Source organism: Synechococcus sp. BMK-MC-1 (assembly GCF_014279955.1).
Lineage (GTDB): Bacteria > Cyanobacteriota > Cyanobacteriia > PCC-6307 > Cyanobiaceae > Synechococcus_C.
In genome coordinates, this window is record NZ_CP047939.1 from 1858651 (window position 1) to 1883490 (window position 24840).

At 61.5% G+C, this 24840-nt stretch carries 41 protein-coding genes and 1 tRNA gene; 15 read left to right on the top strand and 27 right to left on the bottom strand.

What is annotated here, in order from left to right:
- Complete coding sequence (locus SynBMKMC1_RS10405; protein WP_186471670.1) at positions 1-912, bottom strand: 3'(2'),5'-bisphosphate nucleotidase CysQ; 912 nt, start codon at positions 910-912, stop codon at positions 1-3.
- A 23-nt stretch (positions 913-935) separates the two neighbouring features.
- Between SynBMKMC1_RS10405 and rsmI the strand changes: the two genes are divergently transcribed.
- Together rsmI and SynBMKMC1_RS10415 are read left to right on the top strand one after the other, a co-directional pair.
- Positions 936-1802 carry a 16S rRNA (cytidine(1402)-2'-O)-methyltransferase gene (rsmI, locus tag SynBMKMC1_RS10410; RefSeq protein WP_186471671.1) on the top strand — a complete coding sequence of 289 codons (867 nt, stop codon included), beginning with the start codon at positions 936-938 and terminating at the stop codon, positions 1800-1802.
- A 22-nt stretch (positions 1803-1824) separates the two neighbouring features.
- Entirely contained in the window at positions 1825-2052 is a 228-nt protein-coding gene (locus tag SynBMKMC1_RS10415) for a hypothetical protein (RefSeq protein WP_041428917.1), read from the top strand.
- 1 nt (position 2053) lies between these two features.
- Here SynBMKMC1_RS10415 and SynBMKMC1_RS10420 read toward each other — a convergent pair whose 3' ends face one another.
- Complete coding sequence (locus tag SynBMKMC1_RS10420; RefSeq protein ID WP_186471672.1) at positions 2054-2800, bottom strand: helix-turn-helix domain-containing protein; 747 nt, start codon at positions 2798-2800, stop codon at positions 2054-2056.
- A 68-nt stretch (positions 2801-2868) separates the two neighbouring features.
- On the opposite strand from SynBMKMC1_RS10420, the gene SynBMKMC1_RS10425 reads away from it, so the two are divergent.
- The 4 genes from SynBMKMC1_RS10425 (at position 2869) to SynBMKMC1_RS10440 (ending at position 5315) form a co-directional block, all read left to right on the top strand.
- Positions 2869-2942 (top strand) — tRNA-Arg (locus SynBMKMC1_RS10425).
- Between the two features lie 127 nt (positions 2943-3069).
- Positions 3070-4359: a hypothetical protein gene (locus tag SynBMKMC1_RS10430; RefSeq protein WP_186471673.1), complete on the top strand. Its 1290-nt coding sequence runs from the start codon at positions 3070-3072 to the stop codon at positions 4357-4359.
- An 85-nt stretch (positions 4360-4444) separates the two neighbouring features.
- The gene (locus SynBMKMC1_RS10435) at positions 4445-4765 is read left to right on the top strand and encodes a DUF1778 domain-containing protein (RefSeq protein ID WP_186471674.1); all 321 of its coding nucleotides are present in this window, start codon (positions 4445-4447) and stop codon (positions 4763-4765) included.
- Positions 4766-4769: 4 nt separating this feature from the next.
- Positions 4770-5315 (top strand): N-acetyltransferase, encoded by a 546-nt coding sequence (locus tag SynBMKMC1_RS10440; protein ID WP_186471675.1) that lies wholly within the window; start codon positions 4770-4772, stop codon positions 5313-5315.
- 4 nt (positions 5316-5319) lie between these two features.
- On the opposite strand, the gene SynBMKMC1_RS10445 is transcribed toward SynBMKMC1_RS10440, so the two are convergent.
- The 6 genes from SynBMKMC1_RS10445 to SynBMKMC1_RS10470 all read right to left on the bottom strand — a co-directional run bounded on the left by SynBMKMC1_RS10445 (position 5320) and on the right by SynBMKMC1_RS10470 (position 8039).
- Complete coding sequence (locus tag SynBMKMC1_RS10445; protein WP_186471676.1) at positions 5320-5556, bottom strand: helix-turn-helix domain-containing protein; 237 nt, start codon at positions 5554-5556, stop codon at positions 5320-5322.
- Positions 5556-6356: a KilA-N domain-containing protein gene (locus SynBMKMC1_RS10450; protein WP_186471677.1), complete on the bottom strand. Its 801-nt coding sequence runs from the start codon at positions 6354-6356 to the stop codon at positions 5556-5558. Before SynBMKMC1_RS10450 ends, SynBMKMC1_RS10445 begins: the two co-directional genes overlap by 1 nt.
- Before the next feature lie 135 nt (positions 6357-6491).
- Positions 6492-6839, bottom strand: a complete 348-nt coding sequence (locus SynBMKMC1_RS10455) for a hypothetical protein (RefSeq protein ID WP_186471678.1) — start codon at positions 6837-6839, stop codon at positions 6492-6494.
- On the bottom strand, positions 6832-7323 hold the full coding sequence (locus SynBMKMC1_RS14735; RefSeq protein WP_255486168.1) for a hypothetical protein: 492 nt from the start codon (positions 7321-7323) through the stop codon (positions 6832-6834). Before SynBMKMC1_RS14735 ends, SynBMKMC1_RS10455 begins: the two co-directional genes overlap by 8 nt.
- 207 nt (positions 7324-7530) lie before the next feature.
- Positions 7531-7800, bottom strand: a complete 270-nt coding sequence (locus tag SynBMKMC1_RS10465) for a Txe/YoeB family addiction module toxin (protein ID WP_186471679.1) — start codon at positions 7798-7800, stop codon at positions 7531-7533.
- Positions 7797-8039, bottom strand: a complete 243-nt coding sequence (locus tag SynBMKMC1_RS10470) for a type II toxin-antitoxin system Phd/YefM family antitoxin (protein WP_186471680.1) — start codon at positions 8037-8039, stop codon at positions 7797-7799. The genes SynBMKMC1_RS10465 and SynBMKMC1_RS10470 overlap by 4 nt, the downstream gene beginning before the upstream one ends.
- Here SynBMKMC1_RS10470 and SynBMKMC1_RS10475 point away from each other — a divergent pair.
- Complete coding sequence (locus SynBMKMC1_RS10475; protein WP_370593916.1) at positions 8038-8310, top strand: integrase core domain-containing protein; 273 nt, start codon at positions 8038-8040, stop codon at positions 8308-8310. The two genes, SynBMKMC1_RS10470 and SynBMKMC1_RS10475, sit on opposite strands and share 2 nt — an antisense overlap.
- Before the next feature lie 166 nt (positions 8311-8476).
- Here SynBMKMC1_RS10475 and SynBMKMC1_RS10480 read toward each other — a convergent pair whose 3' ends face one another.
- The 5 genes from SynBMKMC1_RS10480 to SynBMKMC1_RS10500 form a co-directional block, all read right to left on the bottom strand.
- Entirely contained in the window at positions 8477-9253 is a 777-nt protein-coding gene (locus SynBMKMC1_RS10480) for a hypothetical protein (protein WP_186471681.1), read from the bottom strand.
- Positions 9254-9415: 162 nt separating this feature from the next.
- Positions 9416-10231 carry an HNH endonuclease gene (locus SynBMKMC1_RS10485; RefSeq protein ID WP_186471682.1) on the bottom strand — a complete coding sequence of 272 codons (816 nt, stop codon included), beginning with the start codon at positions 10229-10231 and terminating at the stop codon, positions 9416-9418.
- Between the two features lie 196 nt (positions 10232-10427).
- Positions 10428-11141: an endonuclease/exonuclease/phosphatase family protein gene (locus tag SynBMKMC1_RS10490; protein ID WP_186471683.1), complete on the bottom strand. Its 714-nt coding sequence runs from the start codon at positions 11139-11141 to the stop codon at positions 10428-10430.
- A gap of 606 nt (positions 11142-11747) precedes the next feature.
- Positions 11748-12185: a GNAT family N-acetyltransferase gene (locus SynBMKMC1_RS14845; protein ID WP_186471684.1), complete on the bottom strand. Its 438-nt coding sequence runs from the start codon at positions 12183-12185 to the stop codon at positions 11748-11750.
- A 130-nt stretch (positions 12186-12315) separates the two neighbouring features.
- Complete coding sequence (locus SynBMKMC1_RS10500; RefSeq protein WP_186471685.1) at positions 12316-12870, bottom strand: hypothetical protein; 555 nt, start codon at positions 12868-12870, stop codon at positions 12316-12318.
- Positions 12871-13202: 332 nt separating this feature from the next.
- Between SynBMKMC1_RS10500 and SynBMKMC1_RS10505 the strand changes: the two genes are divergently transcribed.
- The gene (locus SynBMKMC1_RS10505) at positions 13203-14297 is read left to right on the top strand and encodes a hypothetical protein (RefSeq protein WP_222930358.1); all 1095 of its coding nucleotides are present in this window, start codon (positions 13203-13205) and stop codon (positions 14295-14297) included.
- A 9-nt stretch (positions 14298-14306) separates the two neighbouring features.
- Here SynBMKMC1_RS10505 and SynBMKMC1_RS10510 read toward each other — a convergent pair whose 3' ends face one another.
- Both SynBMKMC1_RS10510 and SynBMKMC1_RS10515 read right to left on the bottom strand, forming a co-directional pair.
- Positions 14307-14735 (bottom strand): type II toxin-antitoxin system VapC family toxin, encoded by a 429-nt coding sequence (locus tag SynBMKMC1_RS10510; protein WP_186471687.1) that lies wholly within the window; start codon positions 14733-14735, stop codon positions 14307-14309.
- On the bottom strand, positions 14735-15019 hold the full coding sequence (locus tag SynBMKMC1_RS10515) for a hypothetical protein (protein ID WP_255486169.1): 285 nt from the start codon (positions 15017-15019) through the stop codon (positions 14735-14737). The genes SynBMKMC1_RS10510 and SynBMKMC1_RS10515 overlap by 1 nt, the downstream gene beginning before the upstream one ends.
- Before the next feature lie 49 nt (positions 15020-15068).
- Here SynBMKMC1_RS10515 and SynBMKMC1_RS10520 point away from each other — a divergent pair, with 49 nt between their 5' ends.
- Positions 15069-15599 (top strand): hypothetical protein, encoded by a 531-nt coding sequence (locus tag SynBMKMC1_RS10520; protein ID WP_186471688.1) that lies wholly within the window; start codon positions 15069-15071, stop codon positions 15597-15599.
- 27 nt (positions 15600-15626) lie between these two features.
- Positions 15627-16187 carry a hypothetical protein gene (locus tag SynBMKMC1_RS10525; protein WP_186471689.1) on the top strand — a complete coding sequence of 187 codons (561 nt, stop codon included), beginning with the start codon at positions 15627-15629 and terminating at the stop codon, positions 16185-16187.
- 17 nt (positions 16188-16204) lie between these two features.
- Here SynBMKMC1_RS10525 and SynBMKMC1_RS10530 read toward each other — a convergent pair whose 3' ends face one another.
- On the bottom strand, positions 16205-16468 hold the full coding sequence (locus SynBMKMC1_RS10530) for a hypothetical protein (protein ID WP_186471690.1): 264 nt from the start codon (positions 16466-16468) through the stop codon (positions 16205-16207).
- Complete coding sequence (locus SynBMKMC1_RS10535) at positions 16465-16665, bottom strand: hypothetical protein (RefSeq protein WP_186471691.1); 201 nt, start codon at positions 16663-16665, stop codon at positions 16465-16467. The genes SynBMKMC1_RS10530 and SynBMKMC1_RS10535 overlap by 4 nt, the downstream gene beginning before the upstream one ends.
- A gap of 53 nt (positions 16666-16718) precedes the next feature.
- Between SynBMKMC1_RS10535 and SynBMKMC1_RS14740 the strand changes: the two genes are divergently transcribed.
- The 4 genes from SynBMKMC1_RS14740 (at position 16719) to SynBMKMC1_RS10555 (ending at position 18852) form a co-directional block, all read left to right on the top strand.
- Entirely contained in the window at positions 16719-17147 is a 429-nt protein-coding gene (locus tag SynBMKMC1_RS14740) for a hypothetical protein (RefSeq protein ID WP_255486170.1), read from the top strand.
- Positions 17120-17566, top strand: coding sequence for a PIN domain-containing protein (locus tag SynBMKMC1_RS10545; RefSeq protein ID WP_222930359.1), 447 nt, complete (start codon positions 17120-17122; stop codon positions 17564-17566). The genes SynBMKMC1_RS14740 and SynBMKMC1_RS10545 overlap by 28 nt, the downstream gene beginning before the upstream one ends.
- 71 nt (positions 17567-17637) lie before the next feature.
- Positions 17638-18567, top strand: a complete 930-nt coding sequence (locus SynBMKMC1_RS10550; RefSeq protein WP_186471692.1) for a hypothetical protein — start codon at positions 17638-17640, stop codon at positions 18565-18567.
- 12 nt (positions 18568-18579) lie between these two features.
- On the top strand, positions 18580-18852 hold the full coding sequence (locus SynBMKMC1_RS10555) for a hypothetical protein (protein WP_186471693.1): 273 nt from the start codon (positions 18580-18582) through the stop codon (positions 18850-18852).
- A gap of 277 nt (positions 18853-19129) precedes the next feature.
- Here the strand turns inward: SynBMKMC1_RS10555 and SynBMKMC1_RS10560 are convergent, their stop codons facing one another.
- The 7 genes from SynBMKMC1_RS10560 to SynBMKMC1_RS10590 all read right to left on the bottom strand — a co-directional run bounded on the left by SynBMKMC1_RS10560 (position 19130) and on the right by SynBMKMC1_RS10590 (position 22689).
- Positions 19130-19348, bottom strand: a complete 219-nt coding sequence (locus tag SynBMKMC1_RS10560) for a hypothetical protein (RefSeq protein ID WP_186471694.1) — start codon at positions 19346-19348, stop codon at positions 19130-19132.
- Positions 19348-20514 carry a DUF4912 domain-containing protein gene (locus SynBMKMC1_RS10565; protein ID WP_186471695.1) on the bottom strand — a complete coding sequence of 389 codons (1167 nt, stop codon included), beginning with the start codon at positions 20512-20514 and terminating at the stop codon, positions 19348-19350. The genes SynBMKMC1_RS10560 and SynBMKMC1_RS10565 overlap by 1 nt, the downstream gene beginning before the upstream one ends.
- A 114-nt stretch (positions 20515-20628) precedes the next feature.
- Positions 20629-21069: a hypothetical protein gene (locus SynBMKMC1_RS10570; RefSeq protein ID WP_255486171.1), complete on the bottom strand. Its 441-nt coding sequence runs from the start codon at positions 21067-21069 to the stop codon at positions 20629-20631.
- A gap of 103 nt (positions 21070-21172) precedes the next feature.
- The gene (locus SynBMKMC1_RS10575) at positions 21173-21445 is read right to left on the bottom strand and encodes a hypothetical protein (RefSeq protein WP_186471696.1); all 273 of its coding nucleotides are present in this window, start codon (positions 21443-21445) and stop codon (positions 21173-21175) included.
- 89 nt (positions 21446-21534) lie between these two features.
- Positions 21535-21759, bottom strand: coding sequence for a DUF2811 domain-containing protein (locus SynBMKMC1_RS10580; RefSeq protein WP_186473430.1), 225 nt, complete (start codon positions 21757-21759; stop codon positions 21535-21537).
- Positions 21760-22079: 320 nt separating this feature from the next.
- Positions 22080-22463 carry a hypothetical protein gene (locus SynBMKMC1_RS10585; protein WP_186471697.1) on the bottom strand — a complete coding sequence of 128 codons (384 nt, stop codon included), beginning with the start codon at positions 22461-22463 and terminating at the stop codon, positions 22080-22082.
- 22 nt (positions 22464-22485) lie between these two features.
- Complete coding sequence (locus SynBMKMC1_RS10590; protein WP_186471698.1) at positions 22486-22689, bottom strand: hypothetical protein; 204 nt, start codon at positions 22687-22689, stop codon at positions 22486-22488.
- Here SynBMKMC1_RS10590 and SynBMKMC1_RS10595 point away from each other — a divergent pair.
- The gene (locus tag SynBMKMC1_RS10595) at positions 22688-23173 is read left to right on the top strand and encodes a hypothetical protein (RefSeq protein WP_186471699.1); all 486 of its coding nucleotides are present in this window, start codon (positions 22688-22690) and stop codon (positions 23171-23173) included. The two genes, SynBMKMC1_RS10590 and SynBMKMC1_RS10595, sit on opposite strands and share 2 nt — an antisense overlap.
- A 215-nt stretch (positions 23174-23388) precedes the next feature.
- Here SynBMKMC1_RS10595 and SynBMKMC1_RS10600 read toward each other — a convergent pair whose 3' ends face one another.
- The 3 genes from SynBMKMC1_RS10600 to SynBMKMC1_RS10610 form a co-directional block, all read right to left on the bottom strand.
- The gene (locus SynBMKMC1_RS10600) at positions 23389-23610 is read right to left on the bottom strand and encodes a hypothetical protein (RefSeq protein ID WP_186471700.1); all 222 of its coding nucleotides are present in this window, start codon (positions 23608-23610) and stop codon (positions 23389-23391) included.
- Between the two features lie 166 nt (positions 23611-23776).
- Positions 23777-24004 (bottom strand): hypothetical protein, encoded by a 228-nt coding sequence (locus SynBMKMC1_RS10605; RefSeq protein WP_186471701.1) that lies wholly within the window; start codon positions 24002-24004, stop codon positions 23777-23779.
- Positions 24005-24009: 5 nt separating this feature from the next.
- Complete coding sequence (locus SynBMKMC1_RS10610) at positions 24010-24765, bottom strand: C39 family peptidase (protein ID WP_186471702.1); 756 nt, start codon at positions 24763-24765, stop codon at positions 24010-24012.
- Positions 24766-24840 lie beyond the last annotated feature (75 nt).

The window sequence follows — 24840 nt, forward strand, 5'->3', positions numbered from 1 at the left end:
TCAAACCGGGAACCCCGGATCAATCTCTGCCATCGCCCGTGCCGCCTGATCTTCCAGGGCGGCATGGGTTTTTCCATGGCTGGCGATCAGGCATCCAGCCTGGCGGATGTCGCCGGTGTTGTAGGTGAGAAGACGGCCATCGGCATGGGTGAAGGCCCCTCCTGCCGCGAGCAACACCGCTTCTGGGGCCGCCATATCCCAGTCCTTCGGAGCACTCTTCCCAGACAGGGAGATGTACACATCGGCCTCTCCACGCAGGATCGTGGCCACTTTGCAACCAACGCTGCCCACCGCCTTGGAGCTGCCCAGGGGCAAGGCATCGATCAGGCGTTCCAGCCGCTCATCGCGATGGCTGCGGCTGGCCACGAGCACCAGATCCTCGGTGCGATCACTGAAGCGCACGGGACTGCGCTCGGCAGCACGGTTCTCGCACCAGCTGCCCTGGCCCACCACGCCGAACCAGAGCTCATCGGCCTCTGGCAGCAGCACCACCCCCAGCACGGGACGCTCCCCCTGCACAAGAGCCAGGTGCACGGCGTATTCCCCCGTGCCCTGGAGAAAATCCTTGGTGCCATCGAGGGGGTCGAGAATCCAGAGCCACTCAGCAGCGAGGGGCTGGCCCGCGGTGAGCTGCTGCTTGGCGGTCTCCTCGCTCAGCAAGGTCCACCCGGCATCCGGGAAGGCCGCCCGCAAACCATCGAGAAGCCACTGATTCACGGCCAGATCCGCAGCCGAAACAGGGCCTTCACCGCCATCCTCAACGCTGAGCGCCCGGGAAAAACCGTGAGGGGGCTGCTCGCCGCGGGCGTAGGCACGGAGAATATCGGCCGCACCCCAACACAGCGGTCGCAGGGCCTCAAGCAGTTGGGCTTGATCGATGCCGGCGGGAAGGGTCGGAGCAATCGGCATCATGGAGAGATCTTGGTGGAGCCATTGTGAAGCAGCGGGCCGAGCCTGATGCCGGAGTGCTTTACGTGGTCGGCACACCGATCGGGCACCTCGGCGACCTCTCCCCACGCGCCCGGGCTCTGCTGATCGCGGTGGACACCATCGCCTGCGAAGACACCCGCCACAGCGGCCAGCTCCTCAGCGCCCTGGGGTCCCAGGCGCGGCGCTGCAGTTTTCACCAGCACAACACCCACACCCGAATCCCCCAGCTCTTGGAGGAACTGAGGGACGGCCGCAGCGTTGCTGTGATCAGTGATGCCGGTCTGCCGGGCATCAGCGACCCAGGAGAGGAGTTGGTGCGGGCAGCGCGAGAAGCCAACCACGGGGTGATCTGCATCCCGGGTCCCTGTGCCGCCACCACAGCACTTGTGAGCAGCGGTCTGCCCAGTGGTCGATTCTGCTTCGAGGGATTCCTGCCCAGCAAGGGTCGGGAACGCAAGGAGCGCTTGGAGAGTCTCGCCGTTGAGCAGCGCACAACGGTGCTTTACGAAGCGCCCCATCGCCTGCTCAAACTGCTGGAGGAGCTCGCGGAACATTGCGGTGGCGAGCGGCCACTGCAGGTGGGCCGGGAGCTCACCAAACGCCATGAGGAGCAGGTGGGTCCCAGCGTGAAGGCCGCCTTGGAGCATTTCGCCCAGCACGCTCCCCAGGGGGAATTCACCCTGGTGCTGGGAGGGGCCACGGCCCGTGAAGTGCCCCAGTACAGCGACGAGCGCTGCCTCGAGGAGCTGCGCGAGCTGATCAAGCGGGGACTGAAAGCCAGCGAAGCAGCCAGGGAGCTGGCCCCGGCCAGCGGGCGCAGCCGCCGAGAGCTGTATGCGCTACTGCATGAAGCGGAAAAGCAGGCAGACTGACGAAGCCTCGATGGTTGGCGCCATGCTGCTGCGCCTGCGTCTGCTGATGATCACCGTGGGCGGGAGTGCTGCCCTGCTGTTGGTGCTTTGCCTCGGTGCTCAGAATCTGGGAGACCGTTACCGCCTGAACCTGGGTGTGGGCTCCACCGCACCGCTGCCAGCGGGCTTTGTGGTGGGTGTCAGTGCAGTGCTGGGTTTGCTTGGAGGCGGCAGCCTCACGGCCTTGCTGCTGCCAGACGCCAAACGTTGAATCAGGCGTCGAGCGCGTAGAGCGCACCCTCCACCAGCAGGCGGGTGATGCCACGGGCCACCAGGTGGCGTGTGGTGATGGCAAACACCTGGGTATCAGGCACCTTGATCACCCGCTGGCTGCGGCCGCACTGGCGCTTGGCTGTGCGCGGGCTGGTGAACAGGCAGAGCGCCTGAAGGGCCTGCTCGTCCGGATCAGCCACACCAAGCTCAGGAAACTCGCTGAGCGGGCGCGGATCCAGTTCAACCGTCTTGTCCACCAGCATGTACACGCTGTCGGGGAGAACCCCGGCCGCAAACGGCAGACAGTGCACCTGCTGGGTGTTCACCTGGGGCAGATCGACGGGCAGCACGGCCACTTCATGAAACTCCTCCCCGCCCGGGAAACCTTCCCCAGACTCTTCCTCCGCGAGGGCCTCCGGCTCATCCGCGCCGAAATCATCGGCATCGTCGAGGGCCAGGCCCGAAGACGCGCCGTCATCCCCCTCGGGGTTGACCGGATCCTCAACGGACACTTCCACAGCAGCCTCAGGCTGGGGCTGCGGCTGTGGCACTGATGCTGAAGACCCCCGAGAACGGGACGCTTTGAGAGCGCTGTACTCCTCCTCCGACAGCAAGGAGCGAACGGTGCGACTCACCGTGTTGGCACTGCATGCAAAGGCATCCGCCAAAGCAGCACTGGACTCACCTTGGCGGTAACGCTCCAGGAGCTCTTGCTTCTGACTGTCGGTAAGCCGGCTTGGGGCCATCGCCTGCACTGCACAGCCTCCAACAGTAGGCGCCGCCGTCGGGATCGACTGCAAGAATGGCTGAGCGAGCTCCCTTAGCTCAGCTGGATAGAGCAACTGCCTTCTAAGCAGTCGGTCGATGGTTCGAATCCATCAGGGGGCGTTTCAATCAGAGCCTATTTTCTCGGCCCAAAAGCCTTTCTGGCACTGGCTTTTGCTCTGACAGCCTTTGCCTGCTTCTGATCGCCCGTGCCGGGCTGTGAGAAGGACCTTCTCACAAACCTTCTCACATGCCAGCGGTCCCGGAATGGGATGTGTTGCTCCGTGGCGGCGTGCTGCGGGCTCTTAGCCAGAGGGGCTGCCGCAGCGGCTGGACGGTGTCGAATTTCAGGGGACGTGCACGGCTTCACATCACGGCCCGAGCAGGCGATGGGCATCGGAAACAGCTGCTGCTGCCGTACCCCTGGGAGTCGGACCAACTCGAAGCCATTCGTGATGGGGTGGTGGCGGTTTACGACGCTTTCCATCAAGGAGTTCCGCTGGAGCAGGCCATCGCCGAACTGAGTGAGGCCAAGGCTGAAGCTGATGCCAGGCGCCAGGCTGCAGCAATGGCCAGCGAGCCGTCAGTGCTGCAACCCAGCGTCATGGCCACGGCTACAACCAATCGATCGGCCCCAATCGACTGGCCGGGCCTGATTCGCCGGTATCAGCAGCACAAGCTGCGCAGCGGCGAGATCAAAGAAACAACCTGGGAGCGGCTTTACAGGCCACGCATGGCGCTGGTCCTCAAGACCGTGAAAGGTCCACCGGTTATCCGCGATGCGACCCAACTGCTGGAGGCGCAAGCCGATCAGTGGAGTCAGCGGCCTGGCTGCCGTACCAGACGAATGCAAATCCAGTACACCGCTGCGCTGCTGCGCTGGGCAGTGAGCCAAAAGCTGCTTACAGGCCCATGGGCTCCGCCACCGGAGCTCTCAACATTCATCGGCCGGTCACGGGAGAACCGCACAGTCACCACACCGATTGCCGTTCCGGACATCCTGGCGGTAGTGGAGACCATCCCAGATCCGCGCTGGAGGTTTGCCTTCCAACTGCTTTGTGCGTTTGGCCTGCGACCCGAAGAGCTGCAGCACCTGCAGCTTCGCCAGGGACGGCTCTGGTGCATGTATGAAAAGGTTGCCTCTCGTGGCAAAACCAAGCCCAGGCCCCTGCGGCTGTTGCCTTGTGACCAATGGGCCACGGAATGGCAGCTTCTTGAAACCTTTGATCCGGCAAGGCTTCCACCCATGCGAGCCGGGTTCGGCTCAGATTCTTTCAGTCGCTACTTGCTGCGGCGAGAACACTGGCAACGCCTGCGCCAGCAGTACGAAGCCCAGGGAGAAAAGTTGGTGCTCTATTCCTGCCGGCACGGCTACGCCCACCGCGCCCATGTGTTCTGCGATCTTCCGCCCAAGGTGGTGGCCGCGGCGATGGGGCACAGCGTGCAGACCCACTTGGCGGCCTACAGCCGCTGGTGCGGCGACGATGTGGTGGATGACGCCTTCGCCAAGGCAGAGCAAAGGCTGACCCCTGAGGGATGACTCCCTCAGGGGACAGCACCGTCATGCACACATCTGCCACGTACGGCCATCGCCCGTACAATCAGGAGGCTATTCCGGGTGTGCCATGTCACCGGTCGAGACCGCGCTCCATGCGGCGATCGAAGCGATCGACGAGCCCCGCTCGGCTCGGATGGACCAGCGCACCAAGCCCTCGGTGAAGGCCAGCATTGAGGCCGCGGCTGACCTGATGGGAATCGAGGCCTCCGCCTTCGTGGTGATGTCGGCATATGCGCGTGCCCAGGAGCTGCTCAGTGGCAGGCAGCAGACCCTGCTCAGCCAGGGCGATCACCAGGCTCTGCTCGCCGCCCTCGACGAAGCGACCACGCCAACGCCCGCCCTGCTGGAGGCCTGGCAGCTGCACCAGGACCAGGTCGTGCGCTCCTGAACCGGTGGCTTACCGGATCGAAGCCTTTGACTCTGGCCTGCACGACACCAAAGACTTCCGCTGCGGCAGCGACAGCCAGGACAACTTTCTGCGCCGCACCGCCAAGCGGCAGCAGCGTGATGGCTACACCCGGCTCTACGTCGCCACTGACACCGCCCAGGCAGGCGAACCTCGGGCCTGTCTCGGCTTCTACGCCATCAATGCCCATGCCATCGGCGTGGCTGATGTGCCTGCCGATGCTGTCCCACGGGCACCACGCTCGAATCTGATTCCAGGCGTTTTTCTCAGTCACCTCGCTGTCGACGGGAGACACCAAGGCCAGGGGTTGGGGCGCATCCTGCTGGTGGATGCCATGCAGCAGTGCCAGCGGGCGGGGCAGATCCTGGGGGTGCGGCTGATGTTGCTCGATGTGGCGGGCGCCGCTGGAGACGCGGAACGCGCACGCCTGCACAGCTTCTACGCGTCGATGGGGTTCCGGCCTTTGCCAGGACGACCGGAGCGGTTGTTCCTCTCTCTGAGTGCCCTTCCACCCCTGCAATCGGGCGGATAAGGCATCAGAGGCGCAGATGCCGCCGGCTCCAGCCAGTGATAGTGGCCTCCACGTTCTCGAGATGCCACTGCAGGGGGCCTCGGCCCTGAGTGCAGCCCCAGCGCCGGTAGTGCTTGCCCGGGGTGAGCACCCCCCGCAGCCGGAGCTGGCGGAGGGTTTCGCGGCTCATCCCCAGAGCTGCGCACGCTTCTGCTGTTGTGACCCAGACCCGCTGGCGGGTTGGCGTTGTGGTGGTGTCCATCAGCCCCCTGCCAGCTGGGCGCGGAAGCGCTTGAGGGTGTCGATCAGCCAGGAACGCCTGTCGCTCTTGACCTGACGTGGGGCCCCATCAACGAACTGCTGGCGAAGCGGCGGCTCCTGGCCAAAGTCCTCGCGGTAGGCCTCGGCCAACAGCATCCCGGCCGAGCGGTACTTCGTGCGCGGCAGCACTTGCTGAAACACCTCCAGCCAGGCATCGCTGAGGGTGAGCTCCTCGTCAGTCGGCGCACCGGGGAGCAACCCTGCACTGGCGGTGAGCACGTTGCTGCGCACGATGTCTTTGAACAGGAGCTGGTCGCGTTCATCCAGGCCGCCGAGTTGCTCGAACAAGCCAATGCTGCGCTCCACCAGGGTGATTACCTCGGCTTCCCTGAGCTGCAGCGTGCTTTCCTGCACCGGTGTCGGTTGGGGATGCTGGATGCTCTCCAGGAACCAGCCGTCCATCCACACCGCAAACGGTGCGCTGATCCAGCGGGCCAGGTCGACCGCGACCTGGGGATGGACCCAGGTGCCGCCGCCCTGGCCCTGGCGGGACTCGCTCAGGTCAAACATCCGAATTTCGGAGGTTTCAGCCAGGGCATCGAGATAGGTCTGGCAGCGGTCGCTTTCCCGGTACTTCGACCATTGCTTGCCATTGGCTTTGCACATGGCGGTGGCATTGACGTAGCCATCGGTGGTGCGCCGAGAAATCGGCGTGCCGTTCCAGGAACGGGAGACCAGGGCGGGGTGATCCATCGAGGCGAGAGCTGCAGTGGATTGGGATGACGTCGTTGTCTTGTTCATCGGTCTGAAAGCGGTGTGATGGTGCTTGTGCTGGCTGCCGGCGGCTGCGGCAGAAGGCAGGCAGCTGGGGACTGGGCCGGTGAGGGGGCCTGCCCCTCCAGGCCCCGGCGTTGTGGTCCTGATGATCGAGTGGCATCAGAAGGGCGCCTCCTCGTCGTCGTCGCCATCCGTCGCCCAACCGCTGGCTGCCGCAGCGGCCGTGGTGGTGTAGCCGTCGACCTCCTCAAACCCGTCGGTGGGGTCGACCTGCTCGTAGGGCACGAACTCCACGACCTGGACGGCGCGGCGCTTGCGGCTGCCGTGCAGGGCGATGAACTGGTCCTCCATCGCCAGCAGGAAGGCCTGGGCCTTCTCGTCTCCGTTGGGGAGAAGCAAATCGCAAGTCCAGGCCTTGGGTTTGCTCTTGTCGAGCTGGTTCCTGGGGGTGATCAGGTGAGCCCAGCGCACTTCGGCGAGGGGCGTGCGGAAGATGTCCTTAGCCATGGGGTGAATCGGTGGAAATGGGCTGTTGATCGAAGGGAGGCAGGGGCGGCAGGCCAAAGCGCTCACGCAGCAGGTGATGCACCGCGCCGCTGGCCGAGAGGTTGTGGCGCTCCATCACCTCGCGAACCCGCAGGTACACATCGGTGCGCACCTGGGTCTGGATGAAGTGGCGACCGGCCTGGGAGCGGGGCTGCTCGCCGTAGCGGCCTGGCTCCGCAGGAGCTTCCGCTTGCACCTGTCCCTGCGCTTCTGCGAGGAAGAGCTCGATGAAGTCGCTGTGCTGCCGTTGGGTGATGCGATCCCCGATGGAGCGGGCATTGCGCGGCACCTGGAAGTGCTCGCGGAAGGCTTTGGTCAGCGCCTGGCGACTGGCCTGGGGTAGTTCGAGGACGCGGCGGTGAACCTCGCTGACCTCTTCAGGGGTGAGGGGAGCGAGGCCTGGATCACCGCCCGCAGGTGCCCCGTCACCATTGGCGTCAGCCAAGGGAAGCGACTCTTCCGGCGATGGGCCCGCGGCCGCAGGCCAGGCGGATGCGCTGCTGGATTTCGTGGTCGCTGGGGGAGGAGGCCATGCCTCCTGTTGCCGGACTGGCCGTCAGCGATGGGCATGTATTCGCAGATCAGCGAATAGCTGCCTTGTATTGACAGATCTGGCTCGGCCGCCAATACGTCCTGATCGCGAACGGTGCGCCTACTCGTAGTGGGTCCAGAGGCGCAATACCTTCACGATCCGCTCCTCCTCCAGCACCTGGTAGACGAGCCGGTGCTGGATGTTGATGCGCCGTGAGCAGGCTCCGCGCAGCTCCCCGACGAGGGCTTCATAGGGCGGTGGCTGCTGATAGGGATCGACGGCCAAGACTTCCAGCAGGGCCTGGGCTTTCTGCTTGAGCGCTGGAGAGGCCGAGGCGAGCTTGCGGGCGTCCTTCTGGGCCTGCTTGGTGAACAGAACCGTCCAGCTCACCAGCCCGGTTTGCTGCTCAGCTCAGAGGGGTCCGTGGCCATGCCTTCCAGGATCGATTCGCGCATACCGGGAATCGAGACCAGATGCAGCGTCTCCTGGATGGCCCGCCAGTCGTCTTCCGAGAGCAGGACAGCATTGCCCCGCTTGCCGGTGATCTGCACGGGCTCGTGGGACTGACCCACCTCATCGATCAGGGCGTAAAGCCGCTTGCGGGCTTCTGTGGCTGAAACGGTGGTCATGGCGTTCCTGCTGCCCGTACGTCAAAGCGTACTGCTTTTGGTCGTTGTGCGCTGCCTGACGCCCAAACGCACTCGGCCCTACACACCGAGAACCAACGGAAAGGCGGAGCGGTTCATCAAGACCCTGCTGGCTGAATGGGCTTACTCCATGCCATTCCAGACCTCAGGGGAACGGAACCAGTGGTTGCCGCGCTATCTGGCGATCTATAACGGCCGCAGGTGCCACATGGCCTTGGCGGGCCGCACTCCCATTCAGCAGCTCGGCTGGTAACGGGCTACTGAATGACCTGGTGAGAAAACACACCTAACGCTGCCCCTGAGTGGCAGGCCATCAGGTTGGGGTGGCGAAGCAGAGGGCTGATGGTGGCCTGACCACTCGAGGGGCTTGTTGGGAGGATCAATTAGAACGAGTTGGTCCCCAGATAGCCTCTCCTCATTTATTGCTTATAGCTGTTGAGAACCGCAAGAATTTGACCAAAGTCACTACTTATGTTGTCCCATAATTCACGTTGGTCATCATGAATGGCAGGGTTGTCATAGATATCGTCCAAGACGGCAGGCAGCCCTGGATCAATTGCCCTGGTCAGCGGATCGCTGTTGTTATCAATGGCATGTGTAATCGCTTCAAGTTTTTCGCCCGGGATCAATGCCCATCTATCCTTGAATGCATCTATTCTTCTTGCAATGTCAAAAGCACGCGTGTAGCATTCAGCCTCTGGCCCATAAAGCCAACAGTAGGCATACATTGCGAGCTGCATCTGTTGCAATAACTGACTTCCTCTCGTGCAGCTTGCTAGGCGCTTCGCCAATTCGCGATAGATTACAATGTTCGAGATAAGGTAATTTAGGTCTCCCTCGATAAACTTAATTGCCATTGGCTCGGGCAGCCCGGCATTCGTGAGATTCGAAGACAGTCTTTTCAAGTCCGCTACGGCAGTTGATGTACTCGGGTCTTTTGTAATCCAGTCAATCAGTAAAGCATTGATTACTCCTTCTTCTTCGCTAGATGACAGGGGTTTGGCTCCGTTGGGCGCTCCCTCCAGGTTCTCCTGTGGCCCAAATGTGAATTTCAACAAGTCCCCTGACTTCCAGTTTAGAGCCTGCAGGTTTTGAATAGGCTGCTTCCGCAGACTTACAACCATGCAGGTAGCAAAGCCAAATGCAAAAGAGATGCAATAGTTAATCCAATCAGATGGGACCGACAAAAAACTCATTCTGGGCTTGATTCAAAGAAAGGCTAGCGCCCTTATGGGACTGCTTCAGTCGCTTGTCTTGCCTCCCAACGCTGCCCCTGATTGGCAGGCAATGAGCCTGCGGTGGCGCAGCACAGAGTTGGAGGTGGCCTGTCCACTCGAGGGGCTGGTTGGATGGGCTCTCTAGAACTTATCAAAGATATTCTGCCTGTGATACTGCAGGAATGCAGGATTTATAGGGGTGACAGATGGAGCAGCTATCTTGCGGCCACGAAGAGCGAGAAGCCGCTTCCGAAGCGGGCTTGAGAATGATTGGTAATAACTGGTAACTATGATCGAGAGGTCATCTTCGAGTGAAATATATCCTCTATCAAAATACTTGTCGTACTCGACAAATAAGCAAAGGCCGTTTGCTGGGTCGCTTCGCCTGCTCTTGTCATGGCTCCAAGGAATAATATGGCTGGCCACAAGAAGGCTTGGCTCGGCTATACTTGATATGCAGCATGTAGCCTGAAAATTGGAGAGCACTAAAGATCTAAACTCCGATTGGCCAATTCTTATCTTTATATTTGCCAGTGCGTCTTCGATCGTATAATCAACATCAAACTCATTAGATAATTCTCCAAAGATCGGCGCAAGCTGAGAGCCTGCGTCGACATAGAACTCGCTAATATCCAGAGAATATTCTGAATTCGCTCGCATTAGGAAAATATTATTGACAATCGTGGCAGTCCATCTACGCATGCCTTTGTCTGCGTACTTGCCACTGGTCATAAGGCTTTCTGTGAACAGATGTTCAAGTCTCTCAAAAGGTATGCAGAAATAGTGGTCAACAGGGTTGTTTCCCCAAAGGACAATATTGAATGCTGATCCGTGCCTCTGCTTCAGCTCATCAATGACCCCTTTGCTAAATCCACACCATTTATTCTTCGAGTCGGCCTTTTTTATATAGTTGTTGCCGCCTTGCTTGTAACCAGAAAATAGACTTTCTATGTCCATGGTGCCTGCCTGGGCTGAGCGAGAGGTCTATTCCTGTATTCTTGCTCTTGATTTTGGCCTTGCCAGCAGGCCTTGGCACGAGCATACCCGCTTTTACGCCTGCTAGCTCCATCCAACGCTGCCCCTGAGTGGCAGGCAGGGTGCTTGGGGTGGCGCAGCAGTTGTTTAATGGTGGCCTGTCCACTCGAGGGGCTTGTTAGGCGGAATCGGGCAGATTCACTCGAACTACTAATGGCATGTGGTCGCTCCATTGCAACCATTCTTCGGATTCACCAATCCATGCAGAACAGCCATCCATCCACGCAACTGGAGCGAAGGCATAATCGATGTGATACGCCTTCAGAGGATTGCGCTGCAGGAAGAATGTTGGCTCTGGCTCTGAACCCTGCGGAAGACCGCGAGCGCGGTGGTATACGCTCTCCAGTCCGAGTTCCGACAACTCTTTAACTACATCGGAGTGATTCCACCAACGATCCCATTTGTCCCAGCGGACATTGCTGTTTAGGTCTCCTACAATCATCGCTGGCTGAGATGAAAGGATTGAACGGTGAGCTTGAATGAATTTCCAGAGTTGCCCAATGTATTGAAAAGTAGGTGAGTTCGCTTGTCGAGTCCAAGTGGCCACGAGCAAGAAGCTTCCTTGAACCCGACACGGAAGAAACGACTGGAGTTGGCCAAGGTCAAGATCAACAGGCTGTAGCTTCACTTCTGGGGCAGCGAATACTCCAATCCCTTTGTTCTTATTCGTTCCTGTCCAAAGGTAATTCTTCGCCCATGCCTTATAGGGGGCACTCGTTGAGCGGGCGGGATCCTCACACTCTTGGATCACTGCGATATCAAACTTCAATTTATCTAATGCATCCAGCTTCTTGCGCAAGGCGCCGTTGCAGTTCCAGGTCGCGATGTGCATACGCCTAACTAGTTATTGGGCGGTTCCGATAACCACCTCTGAGCAGGTCTTGCTTTCCGTGAACCACGAAACCTTCATGGTCTGGCGCTGGTCAGATCGCTTTGATGGCATAGCCTCTGCAGAATCCTGGTCCGATCGTAGCCATGGTTAACGGGTCCGATAACCAACTATTCGGCAGAGCACAAAGATGTGAGCCATGCTTCATTGCTTCTAATCGTTGCTTCAGTCGGAAATTGGCTTTCCAAAATACGCCTAACTAGTTATTGGGCGGTTCCGATAACCACCTCTGAGCAGGCCTCCCTTTCCGTGAACCACGAAACCTTCACGGCCTGGCGCTGCTCAGATCGCTTTGATGGCATGGCTTTTGAAGAATTCTTCCTCGATCGTAGCCATGGTTCACGGATCCGATAACCAACTATTCGGCAGTGCACAAAGATGTGAGCAATGCTTCATCGCTTCTGATCGTTGCTTCAATCGGTCATTGGTCTTAAAAAATGCGCCTAACGCCCTGCTAAGTCGGCCGAACCGAGAGTGAAACACAGCGCATACAATGGCGAAGCCATGCGCTGAGTGGAGCGTAGGTGAAGGTTCGACTTGAGCACCTTGTTAGATGCCACGCCTCTTTACCATTTTTATATGAGGAATTTTGGTTTTTGGAGATAGATATTCAACACCACTAACCTTAAACCCTAACCTGCTGTACAGAGAAACGGCGCTCACTCGCGCATTGAGGAAAACTTCTTTAGAGCCGGCACGTTCGCACTCTTCAAGTAAGTAGGACAACAGTTTCGACCCGTAGCCCTTTCGTTGCTCTGAAGGATTCACAACGATTTGTGATATCTGGAAAATACCGCCTTCAATGAAACTCAACCTACCGTATGCAATCAACCTTTCGCTTTCCACGATCGCAAAATGCCTACTCTTCGGCTCTAGTTCATCGTGAAGAACAGACTGGTCATACCGTGTACTCTCGAAGAAGAGTTCGTATCTTAGATTAAGGGCTTCTTGGTAAAGCTTGCTTTCTTTTTTTATTTCTAAGAACACGGGGATTAACGTTTATCTAACGCTCAAGATCAGCGGCGGGCAGTAGCTTTTTGCACCTTCCATGAGTCTATGGACCCGCCCGCTGCATCTTGATGTTCGAAGGCGTCCAGGGGTATTCCAGGAATATTAACTACAAATCACTGCTAGCACGCTTTCGAGAAGTCTTTCGAAGCCACTCAAAGAATCCAAGATAACCCTCGGGTTCCTGGAACGTAATCGATCCAATATCGGCGTGAAATGAGAGACTGTCAAAATTTACAGCCTGGTCCCCTTTGGAGGTATTACCACTCTCTCCCTCAAGAAGGTGCGCGATGGAGTGCCGAACAATAGCAACTGCTTTGGCGGTTCCAGTGAGTTTCGAGCATTTCTTTCCTTTGTCAAGTTTTGCCTTCCAGTCATCCGGGAGGTTATGGCAGTGCAAATCACTATCCCAAAGCCGATGAAGATAGGAAACGTAAGGGAACATCAGAAGGACTCCCGTTTTCATTTGAATCAAAGGCAATAGGCCGTGAGATGATGGATCATTAATTCCCTTTCCATTGAAGTACTTCGTCGCAATCGCTTTGCCAGCATCTGTATCTTCCAGCTCCATTAACACGCCAAGCAACGAATCGTGCTTAAGGATTGCTTCTGCGATTATCTTCTTGCTGCTACCAGACTCTTGAGTGCTGTTTGGTGAATCCATTTTAAACAAGGTAAACAGACAACTGGTGAATTGAATCTCTGGTCAAGTGGGGGATTGCCCTTCGAACTAGATATTCGATGGTTCCGATAACCCCATCGGCATGCCGATTGTTTTCCGATAAACATCCACAGGGTGACAATCAAGGGATCTTCGCGGGCTGTGATAGCAGTGGCGTTGTGTCGACCTTCGTCAACCGTACGTGTGGTTCGCGGGTCTGAGAACCATCCAGCACCAACATCCTGACGCAGCTCTCCCATCCCTTCCGGTTCGGAAGCGGACTGCGGTACAGCGCAAGGGGAGCACCGGCAATAGCCAGCAGCTGCTGATTGGCTTTGACCCAGCTCGCCTCGGATGCATCCCCCTGGCCGCTGCACCCCAGCCTGGCGGCGCTGCTGCCGCGGCTGGAGCTGGTGCAGGACTGCTGGCAGCTGCTGGCGGGGCGGCGGGAGCAGTGCCTGAGCCGGGGTGAACGAGAACCGGAGGCGGCTTGCCAGCGGCGGGTGGAGGCGGCCTTACCGTCGGGGTTCTTCCGCGATGCGCTGCTCACCTTCGCGGGGATGCTGGCCTCCAGTCACTGGCGGGAGCTGCCGGCCTCCCTGCAGGCGGCGATCAGCGATGTGGATGGTCGCGGCACCGACCTGGGGGTGTTTCTGGAAGCCGCTGATCTGCTGGTGCTGCGCGATGGCGCCGCCCTGGTGGGGGTGATCCCGCCGCTCCACCCCTGGATCTACCGAACGGCCTCACTGACGGCGGCTGGTCCCGGCGGATCGGGCATGCACCTCACCACCGAGGCCCTGGTGGCAGATCCGCAATCCACGACTGGCTGGCGCCGGCAGCGGCTTGATCAACGCCACTACAGCGGCATTCAGCAACTACCGGCGGTCTGGTACGCCAGCCATGGCGCTGCCTTTGGAGAAGGGGAATTGCCGCACCTGGGGCTGGCGCACCAGTACCTCAACCACTTCCGCTGCCAGAGCGATTACCAGGAGCTGCTCTACCGAACAGCCCTGCCGGTGGGTGTGCGCACCGGGGTGGCCGAGCCGCTGGGCAGCAGCACCGGAGCCTCGCAGCAGGAGCCGTGGTGCTCGGGCCCAACACGGTGCTGGATCTGCCGGAGGGCGCCACGCACGGCAACGGAGATCTCGATGGCGGCATCTCAGGCCTATGCATTGCTGCAGAGCCAGGCGATTCAGAAGGCCTCGATGTTCTCCTCGCTGCTGCAGCACTGGTGCGCGATCACCGGTGAGCTGCTTCCTGTGCAGGAGGGGCCGGCACTGCTGGTGGAGATCAGCCCGCTGGCACCGTCACCCAAACCGCAACCGACGGTGAGCGAGATGTTGCAGCTGCAGGAACGCGGGATCATCAGCGAGGTGGCCCTGCGGCAATGGCTGGGGGATCTGGCCGGCATCGCACCGGCCACAGCCTGATGGTCTCCCTCAGCTGAGCGGGACCCGGTGGAAGGGTTGACGCCGGTAGCGGCGATAGACGTCGAAATCGCTGTCGAGGCTGAGGATCTCGGCGACGTTCAATCGCTCTGAAAGCGTCACCAGGGTGAGGTCGGCGAAATCACCGGGCAGGTCGGCGTAGCGCTCATTCAGTTCCGCGATGCGGGCGTAGTCCTCAGGCCGCAGATCGATCACCTCGATGCCGCCGCGGCTGACAGCTCCCAGCAGGTGATTCTGAGCCGCCAGAACGCGTGGATCGCGGGGATCCCCCAGCAGCCAGAGCACTTCAGCGATGCAGATCGAGGACGTGATCAGCTGCGCGGCAACCCGATCAAAGAACGCGACAACCGCCTGATGAAGGAGTTCCTGCTGCTGGTAATAGCTGAGCAGAATGCCCGAATCAACCAGGATCCGCCGCATCAGGCTCGTTCCGCCCGTCGCGCTGCAAGCCGCTGATCCAGCAGCCGACGCCTCGGCTGACGCTCCGCACTGCCAGCCGGCAGGGTGCTAAGGAAGCCGTCGGGGTGGCCGCCGAGTTGCTGGGTGATCGAGGCCGATGGCTGGCGCTGCTGCCAACGCTCGCGAATCAGCTGGCGGATCAATGAGCTCTTGTCCTGGCCCGTTTCGGCCAGGAGGTCCTGCAGGCAGTGTTCTGTGTCGGCATCCAGTCTCACCGTGAGCGGCATGACCCGCCAGGGACGCACCCTGTATTACTAATGGACCAATTGTAATACAGATGATCGCCCTGCGGCAATGGCTGGGGGATCTGGCCGGCATCGCACCGGCTTCTGCATGACCAGCTGGCAACCGAACGACCCAGAAGCGATTCGTCAGGCGCTGGCTCTGCCCGCCACCGTGCCCTGCCTCGACGCGATCAGCCGGGCGATGGCGGATCTGGAGCGCCGGCATCCAGCCGGGGTGCTGAGCGCACGGGCGTTGCTCGATGCGGTGGCCCTGATCGATCAGCAACTGCTGGCAGGCGGCCCTGAGCAGGAGCAGACGATCGAGAAGCAGAGCAGCTCGGGGCCGATTGCTGGTTCGGTGGCCGCCGCCGGCGATGCGCCGCAGCAGAAGGCGGATGTGATCAGTTACGACACCAGTCTGCTGCGGCAGGAGCGGGAGACCGTTTATGCCAACCCCCGCTCCGAGGCTGCTGCCCTGCTCAGTCAACGGCGGCGCTACGGCGAGCAGCTGCTGTTGCTGCTTCCGGGTCTGAGCAGCTGGGTGTCCTTCACTGCAGCCGCTGCAGGTTCGAACGGCACCACCACCATGTTGCGGGGCTGAATGATGAGGATTTTGCCACCGCAGGCGATGGTGAGCCCGCGCCGTTTCTCGAGCGGGCAGCACAGACGCAATGCTGCACTCTGGGGCCCCACGCCCCTGCAGCGGTTTGCCAATGCCCGGCTGCTGCAGCATCAGAACGCCACCCCCGGTGACACCACCTCCGCGGTGGTGGCCAGTCATGTGCTCGAGTGTTTCCTTGAGCGGGCCAATGACATCTCAAGCAAAGAGAACGGCCCTGGAGTGGACACCGGTGACTTCACCTGCAACGGCTTCATCTGCCGCAGCGCCCGCCTGCCGCCCAGCCCGGGTGCGATCTGGCTGAGCAGCGATCTGGTGTGGCAACAGCACGGCCGCCGGGTGGCCGCAGATGGCTACACCGTGGTGGCGCCCTGCGAGGGGCTGATCTGGCTGGGGGATCTGGCGCTGCTCAATGCTGCTGGCGATGCGGATGTGGACCCCTACCCGCAATTCACCGCCTTCCATGGCCTGGAATTCGGCGCCAACTACGGATCTGGCGGCATCGGTGCGCTGGTGCAGCCGCTGATCGGTGAGCGGATCTTTGGCACGCTCAAGCCCAATCGGGGATGAACGTCTCCGACTTGTGATCAAGCCTTTTTCAGGAGCTTGTCGTATTGGGCATGGGTGCCGATCCACACCCACAGCAACGCATCCGTTGACGCCTCGACGGCCAGTGCACGGTGCCGGAGACCGACGCGAACGGACCAGAATCGTCCAATACGCTTGAGATGTAGCGAGGGAGGGCGCGGGTCCGCCTTGAGCTGCTCATAAGCACGATCGGCCTGGTCCTGCACATCAGTAGGCAAGGCCTGATAGCAGGACCAGAAGCGGGGACTGGCCTGATGCTTCACCGATCGGTGCAGCGACCGGCAGTGAGGTCATCAAGAGCCTCGTTCGCTAACCAGTCCAAATGCCCAGCTTGCAGGTCTTGCTCCAACTGCAAATCCCATTCGCGGGCATCAAACGCTTCAAACCAGGCCCGAAACTCCGCTCGCTGTTCAGGGGCCAGCTGCTCGACGGCAGCTTCGATAGCTTGCACGTTGGTCATATGAACAGGTTAGAGCGCCTCGTCGGAAAAGATCTGCGGTTCGGCAACAGGGGATGGCAGCGCCGCGATGGGCTGCCGATCGCTTGGCCCCTGTGGACCCGCGCACCCGGCTCAAGGTGCTGGAGTTCGATACCTGCCCATGGCTTTGGTGGTTGCTGCGTCTATGCAGGCAATCGCCCACCTCAGATCTAGAATGTGTACACATTTGCGGGGTTGCTGCCGTGGCCGTCCGTATTGGCATTCGTGAACTCCGGGCCAAGCTGGCCTCGCACCTCGAATCGGTGACCCCCATTGAGGTGACGCGCCACGGCCGCACCATTGGCCTTTACGTGCCCTTCCCCCAGGAGGGTGCTCAGGACGAGCGCCAACGCCTTCTGGAGGCAGGCCGGCTTATGCAGGCTGAGCTCGAGCGTCTCGGGCTCACAGAAGAGGAACTCAGTGCGGACTTCAACGCTTGGCGGCAGCGACGGCATCAGCCCTGACGGTGGAGCGCAAACGCCTGGTTCTTGATGCCAACATCCTGATTCGTGGCTGCCTTGGCGTTCGGGTGAGGACCCTGATTGCCGAGTACGCCGATCGGGTGGACTTTTTTGTTGCCGAGGCCAATGTCGCCGAGGCTGCCGGCTACATCGCCGACCTCGCCAGGGACAAGAACCTCGACGAAGCTGTCTGCACCGAGGCACTGCTCAGTTTGATGCGCGTGGTTCAGATCGTGGAAGACACCGTGCTGGAGTCGGCTCGCGAGGAGGCGCTGGCCAGGATCCGTGACGCTGATGACTGGCCTGCATTGGCTCTGGGACTGCAGTTGGAGTGCGCCATCTGGACGGAGGACCAGGACTTTTTTGGCACTGGCGTTGCGACCTGGTCCAGCAGCACGGTCGAGCGTTATCTGAACAGCTGAGCATCGTCTCGGCAACAGGGGATGGCAGCGCCGCGATGGGCTGCCGCATCCACTGACAGCCGAGTCGGGTCATGGCTTCCACTTCCACAACCACCACTTCTGCCAGCAGCAGCAACACTGCCGCCAGCGCCACGGGCAACAGCACCACCAGCAGCAGCGACCGCCTCGACACCCAGGTCGTCATGGACCCAGAGCAGCCCCTCAACAACGACGGAGCTGCCACGACCATGCCTGCTGCCGATCGCAGTGCCCCAGCGGAGATGGACGCCGGCAGCACTCAGGGCAGCGATGGCCTGACAGAAGCGCTCAAGGCGGAACGCCGCCGCAGCAACCAGCTGGAGAAGGAACTGAGCGGCCTGCGCCAGCAGCTGACCCGTTTTTCTGAGATCAACCCGGAGGAATACGCCCGCCTGCAGGAGGCGGAACGACAGAAGCAGCACCTCGAGCAACAGCTGGAACTGCGGGAGCGGCAGATGGAGGAGGCCACCACCAAACGGGTGGCCAGCGTTGCCGCCGAACGGGATGCGGCCAATGACCGGGTGCAGGAACTGCGCAAGGAACGGCTGCTGGAACGTGCCTTTTCAGAAGCGGAAGGCCGCACCGGCGGCGATGGACGCGGCACCTTCTTTCAGGTGTTCAAAGGACAGCTGTGGGATGCATTCCGTCTCAGCAGCAGCAAGGACGGTCAGGATCAACTTGAACCACTCGACGGTCAGGGCCAGCCGCTGCTGGGGGATGACGGCCGGCCGATGAGCACGGCGGATTTCATGGATGCGCTGCGCATTCACCCGGTGTACGGCTTCCTGTTTCAGCAACGGGGGGCGATGGGCGCTACCCCCCTGACCAGCGGCCCGGGACTGGCGGCGCCAGCTGGTGCTGCAGTGGCCGGTGGCTTTGGGGAGGTGATCAATCCCCAGGCGATGAGTGCCGCGGAGCTGTACCGCGCTGGCTTTGTGATGCCGGAGCGCCATGGACCACCCCGCAGTCGGCCCGGCAGCTGAGGGGAGGGCTGCGTGTTTTATCTGGCCTTCTGGCGACAGCGCAGCACCGCCACGGTGGTGGAGGCCCGCAACAGGCAGCAGGCCAGAGCCCGGGCCATGGCGCGACAGAAACAGGGCTATGGCGGTTTGGTGTCGCTCCAGCAAGCGAGGCCCGAGGATGCAGCCCTGATTCGCCGCGGGGTGTGGGTGCGCCGGCGGCGCGATGGCTCCAGCCCCCAGTTCGGTTCAGCGGCTGAGCGGCAACGGGCCCGGCACCAGCGCAGCCGATATCGCTCCTGGCTGTGAGCCGATGGCGTTGGAGTGATGCGAGACAACCCAGTCACCTGCGCGCTGTGGTCTGGCTCCTGGTTCAGCTGCCGCCGAATCCCTGGACCAGCCTCAGAGGTTGCCGTTCAGACGGTTGTCTGACGTCAAGAGTCTGCTGCTGATCGATGAGGCTTGCGCTTTCATCGCAGAGCTCCTCATCGGCGAGATCCTCGACCAGGTCATAGAAGGTCAGTTCAAACCAGTCCCGGAAGAGCCTCAGGGTCCGTGGTTCAGGCCAGGCGGTGCGATCAAGACACTAGCTCTCCAGTTCCTGCTCAAAGATGGCAGCGAACCAACTATCAAGCAGCTTGTCGGTGCCGGCCTCGCTGTCGCCCTCGGGGATCAGATAGAGAGTCGGTTCGCAGGCGCCATCGTCCAGATCGAGAGTGGCCGAGGTGGGATCCAGGTTGCGGATCCAGGCAAGCATCGGCTGCCGGGGCCTGATGCCAAAGGCACACCGGTTGAGGACACCCATCAGAACCACTCCGCGAGCGCGTCCTCTCGCCGGTTGAGCTGCGCTTGGGGTGTGGAACGCCAGAAGACGAGATGTTTCCATCGTTTCTGCACGCCATCGGCTGCAGTGGCCTCAATGGGATAACGCTGTTCACCATCAGGAAAGGGAACCTGAATGTGAAAGGTGCCATCGGCCTCGAGGTCGATGCGTTCCGCTCCGATCTGGAGCTGGGCTGTCGCGTCTGTGGCGCCATGGACGATCAACTGGGCATCGGCCACAAGCCAGAAGGACCGCTGGCGCGGCTGGACGCCTGCGCCGGAGAGCCCCATGCCGGAAGCGCTGCGGCCACTGGCCCAGAAGCCGGCGCCGGAGGCATGCAGAGCTGTTTCGGCGCCCTGCTGTTGCTGCAGGGCCTGGCTGCGGCTCTGCTCATGGAGTTGTTCGGAACCGATGCGGCGCCGCCTGGGGCTGGCGCTGGTGGCCAGTTGGTAGAGCCGTTCGTGGTCCACCCCGGCCGTGCTGACCGCTGAGGCGATCGGAGTGGCCATGGTCTCCAGGTCACTGTGGGGCCCGGAGGTGGGGGGCAGCGGATCGTCTGCCGCGACGGGCACCATCACCGCCTCTGAGATGGCCAGCGACTGCCAGAGCCCACCGGGTTGTCTGAGGCCGAGCGCGATGCGATAGGCGGCACCACTGACGGGAACGGGCAACCACCAGCTCGTGCTGCCTGCATCGACCATGACCTCCAGGCGCGCCATCGGTGTGAGCCCTCCTGAGCCGGAGTCGTCCGCGACGGGCATCAGGCGCAGGGCGAGTGAATTCCCAGTCGCGCTGTAGAGCAGGTCTGCCGCGGTGGCCGAGAGCTGCCAGGTCACCTGGAGCCAATGGGCGTCCTGGGCCACCAGCTGAATCACGGTTGGCGGCTGGTGTGACGAGGAATCGGTCGCTGGTTTGGGGACTGCAGGAGCAGAGGGTGTGGCGGTCTTGCTGGTGGTAATGGTGTCGGGGTCAGCGCTGAGCACACCACGGAGGTTGAGCACGGTTTTCAGTGCCGCCGGCTTGAGGCGTGTCGCCATTGGGCCAAGACCGCTCATGCGGGCCAGGCGACGCAGGCTGTTGAGGGCGCGGCTGCCGTAACGCTGGGGCATCGATCCCAGGGGGCCCTGGCCTTGATCAGATCTGAGCATCAATCTGCTTCTCACTACAAGTGAGGCAATGGTCCTCTGTGCGGCGAGGGGACGAGTGGCGTGTCAGCGGATGGCCACCGGAGCTGAGTCGTTGCGCTGCAGACCTTTGGAGGTTCAGCTGGACTCGATCTCCCTGAGCAGCTCCTCAAGCAGCTGGCGTTCGTCTGGTGTGGGTTGATTGCGCAGGGGTTCCGCCATGTGGAGATCGTCGATCAGGCCGTAGAAGCGCACATCGAACCAGAGCAGGAACAACTCGAGGGTGAGCGGCTGGGGCCAGAGGCTGGGGTCCTCACACCAGCAGCGCAGCTCCTCCTGAAAGATCGACAGGACATGCTCCCGCAGGCGCTCCTCTGGTGGGCGGTCCTGATCCTGGAGTGGGATCAGATAGAGCGAGGGTTCGAGGTCATCGATCAGAGGCGCTTCTGGTTCCATTGCATGGGCCCAGGCCCGCATGGGTGAACGGGCACGGATACCGATGGCGCAACGATTCACCACTCCCATGCGCCCGTAGCTGAACCGCGCCTGTCGGTGTCCCAGCGAACCTCCTGCGTTCAACCGTAGAAACGGCCATGGCGCCCGTCAGCTGATCTCCAGGAGTGCCAACGGCTTGTGCACGCTGTGATGCAGAACCTGCAAGGAGTGGGGGGCCTGATGTTGATCAGGCGCTCCGGCGTGCGCTCTGTGGGTGGGGTCGCCGGAGGGGACGGATCTTGCTGCCCTCGTTCGTGCCCGCTTTGGGGGCAGAACTGTTCCCGTTATGACTGGGCTGGGGCTTGGGCTGGGCACCGAGAAGCCGTTGCTGGCTGGCAGGATCGAGCAGAGCCTGGATGTCCTGACCTGCTTGGTCCTGGTAGCGGTACAGCGCCAGGCCATCGGGGACCTGATCAAAGAGCTGTTTACGGCCGTCTCGGAGCAGAAAGCAGGGGGCCATGACGTCAGTGCACAGAAGCAGCGGAGCTGCACCCATGGAGACACTGGAACGCTGAGTCGGCAACGGCCCGATGTGGCAGTTCGCCGGGGTTACACAAGAGGCTGGGAAGCTGGGCAGTCGTTGCGGCGAAAGAGACCGCCGAGATAGTGGCGAACGACCGAACGCTCTTTGCAACCCTGCTGGAACAGAAATCCGGCGATGGCGGCCTGCACCAGGCGGTACTGGTCCCATTGGGGATGCTCGGAGATGAACAGGCCCATCGCCCGGTAGAGATCTTCTGGGAGTTGGTTTTCCACACTCACGTGAACGGGCATGGCATCGGGTGTCTCCTGCAACACGCTCTCTCGCTGTCAACGTCTTCATCTGGCCACAGGGCGAGGAGTGCTGTCAAAAGAGCGACAGAGGCGAGAGGCGCTATTGAGAATCCAAGCTGCTACTGGGTTTTAAGTGGTCGCATGTGCTCTGGGACACAGTGCTTGGAGCGCTCAGCGCCCCGCGTCAAGTGGAAAGAAGCTTTTCCACGGTTCTGGTTGGGAAGGCCGTGGTCGCGGGGTGTTGAGCGGTTCAAGGCTGTGGAAAAGGTGTGGAATGCCGCGCGCGAGATGGTGAAAACAGCGCTGTTCACCGCTGCTGATCAGTGCGGAGCAGGGGCATCTGGAGTCGCGATCGACGCTTGTTGCTGCAGGGGGCCATCGCGATCGGAGCGGTAGCGGAGCTGAGCATTTGGCTGGCGCTGCTGCAGCCAGTTCAGAACCCGCTCGAGGGATGCGGTGGTGTGGGGTGCACCGGTGCCCATGCCCTCACTGCTGGTGGCGAGGATGCGGAGGCCATCGGGGCTGAGGCGTTCCAGCAGCACGGTGACCAGGAGAGCATCGGGTCCGCAGGCGAGCCTCAGTTCCGCATTGCGGGGATCCAACCACTCGAGGTGACCAGTAAGTGCGGTGTTGAGTCGCTCGAGATCGGCCTGAAATGCCGGACCGCGCTCCATGCCGCTTAGAACGGCTTCCAGGCGTGCCATCGCATCCATCGCTATGAGGCCATCATCCACCGCGTGCGCGTGAGAGCAGTGGCAAGAACGACAGAGCGATGCGGATCGTGGAGGGTGTGGCCTGGGCTGGCTGTTCTGGCTGTGTTCTGCTGAGGACTGAGTCGGTGCAGGGTTGAGGGGTCGCGTTCCGTTGCTGTTGCCGTTGTTTGCCGCAGGCGCTGGCATTGGCCTGGGCAGGGCTGGTGACTGTCGTCATGGCAGCGTCACCGTCCTCGGCCGGTTCCCAGGACAGGCAGGGGCAATTGCCAGTTCAGGTTCAGCCGCTGGCCCGTGAGCTCCAGGCCTATGGCTTCCAGATCCGACTGGCGCCGCCACCTAAGCGCGGTGCCTATGGATTGTTTGACAGCAAGAGCCGAACGCTGTGGATTGCACCTGTGGCGATCCCTCTGGGGATTGCCCGGCAGACCTTTCTGCACGAGGCGGTGCATGCCATCCAGAGCTGCCCGTCGGGTCAGTTGACGCCCCTGGGAGTCAGCGGCCCTTTGAATCCGGTGGTGGAACGTGAGATCAGCGCGATCCTGCTGCGGAACTATCACCACACCAACCGCTTGCTCGAACGCGAGGCGTTTCTGATGCAGGCCCAGCCGGATGCAGTGCCCCGCCTGCAGACCCTTCTCAAGCAGCGCTGCAGGACACCGTCTGGACCATCGCCGGCGTGGCAGGACTTGCCACCACCTTGACGATTCCCTCGGGTATGCAGTGATCGTTTCTTTGGTTGTCTTACCTGCACTTCGTCGTTCATCCGGAGATCAAGCACTGCACTCTCAACGCCTCCAGGTTGCTGCGGTGGTCACGGCACGACCTACCGCAAGTGAGCGGCGCTCAGGCGGCCTGCCGCCTGATCCACTGCTGAGCCCCGCCTGGAGCGGGGCTTTTTGATGGCAAGATCTGCGGGTCAGAGCACTGAAACGGTGACGCCGGGCGTGCCCTGCAGCTTGCGGGCGATGGCATGGGCGCGCTCAGCGGGAATCAGGCGCATTTTCTTGACGGGTTTGCCGCGCTTACCGAGCCACTGCAGCTCATCGGGGCTGGTGCCGCCTTTGCGCACACCGGGCGCGTAGCGATGGATGCAGAGGAAACGGATCGGGCAGGAGAGAGGTTGAACAGCGGAGGCCATGGAGCGCAATCGCGAGGGACCCCACCGATGAGGCGCGGCCGCGCAGCGCAGGCAAGGACACCCTGCAGGGGTGCATGGCTCGATCCTTGCCGGGTGAGCAGGCCAGTGGCTGGATGGGGTTGTGACCTCGCGCTGCTCTGTGGCCTGCAGCTGAGCTGGACCCGCGTCATCGCTCTGCCTTGATGCTGCTGCCGCCCAGCAGCGACAGGGTGGTGGCCAGTGCGGTTTCAAAGGTGCGCTGCAGATGCTCGCCGTAGTTGCTGCAGACCGGTCCGGTGCTGCTCCGCTGGTTCTGCTCGATGCAGGCCGCCAGGCCGATCAGAAAGATCAGGAACTGCACCGCAAAGATCGCGGCAATGGCCCGCAACAGAAAACGCTCCCGCTGAAAGCCCATCGATCTCAGGCGCGGCAGCTGAGCCACCAACCGCTGCCGGGACCATCCGCTTCCCAGCGCGGTAGCCAGTTCGTCCAGCTGTAGTGCTGAGCGGCGCCATTGGTGTTGGCGGTGTAGCCGCCCTGGACCAGATCGGCCTCGCCATTGGGATCGTGGTGGATGGCGTGCGTGCTGGAGAAGCCGATCACCACACTCCAGTGGCCGCCGCCTGTAAGAGCTGTGGCGGGGCCGTGATGCAACCAGCCGACAGCGACGGGCCGGCCGGCCTGGATCTCGGCCTCCAGGGCAGCGCGATCACCGTTGGTGGCGAAGTTCGCCGTCAGCCCGAGTGAGCGCAGGGCCGCCAGCTGGGCTTCTGCGGAGGTGGTGTCGCCGTAGCGGGCACGGATGACGTTGTAGGCGTCATCGCCTGAGACCTTGCCCCAGTAGCGGGCGAGCATGGCGCAACTGCTGGAGAAGCACTCGCGATAGCCACTGCCGGATGCGTTGTCGTTCTGGTTCTCCCAGATCACCGGCAGCGGATTGGCATGGACCGGAGCTGGTGGCGCTGGTGGCAGTGATGAGAAGGTCTGCCGCCAGGACGCGACCTCGGTGAGGATCGCTGGATCAGCGCTGATGACAGCCTGGCGCAGCTGCTCGATACCCTCCAGCTGCTGAGGCTGAGCTTTCCAGTGGTCCCAGAACTGGCGCCAGCGTTCGGCGCTGAACGGTGCTTGGGCCGCAGGCGATGCCTGGGATGCAGAGGCAGCGGTGACGGTCATGGCAGCAGAGCGGTTTCCTGCTGTTGCCGCAGCGGGCCAAGCCCGTTGCCCCTAGGCTCTTGTACAAGGAGTTGG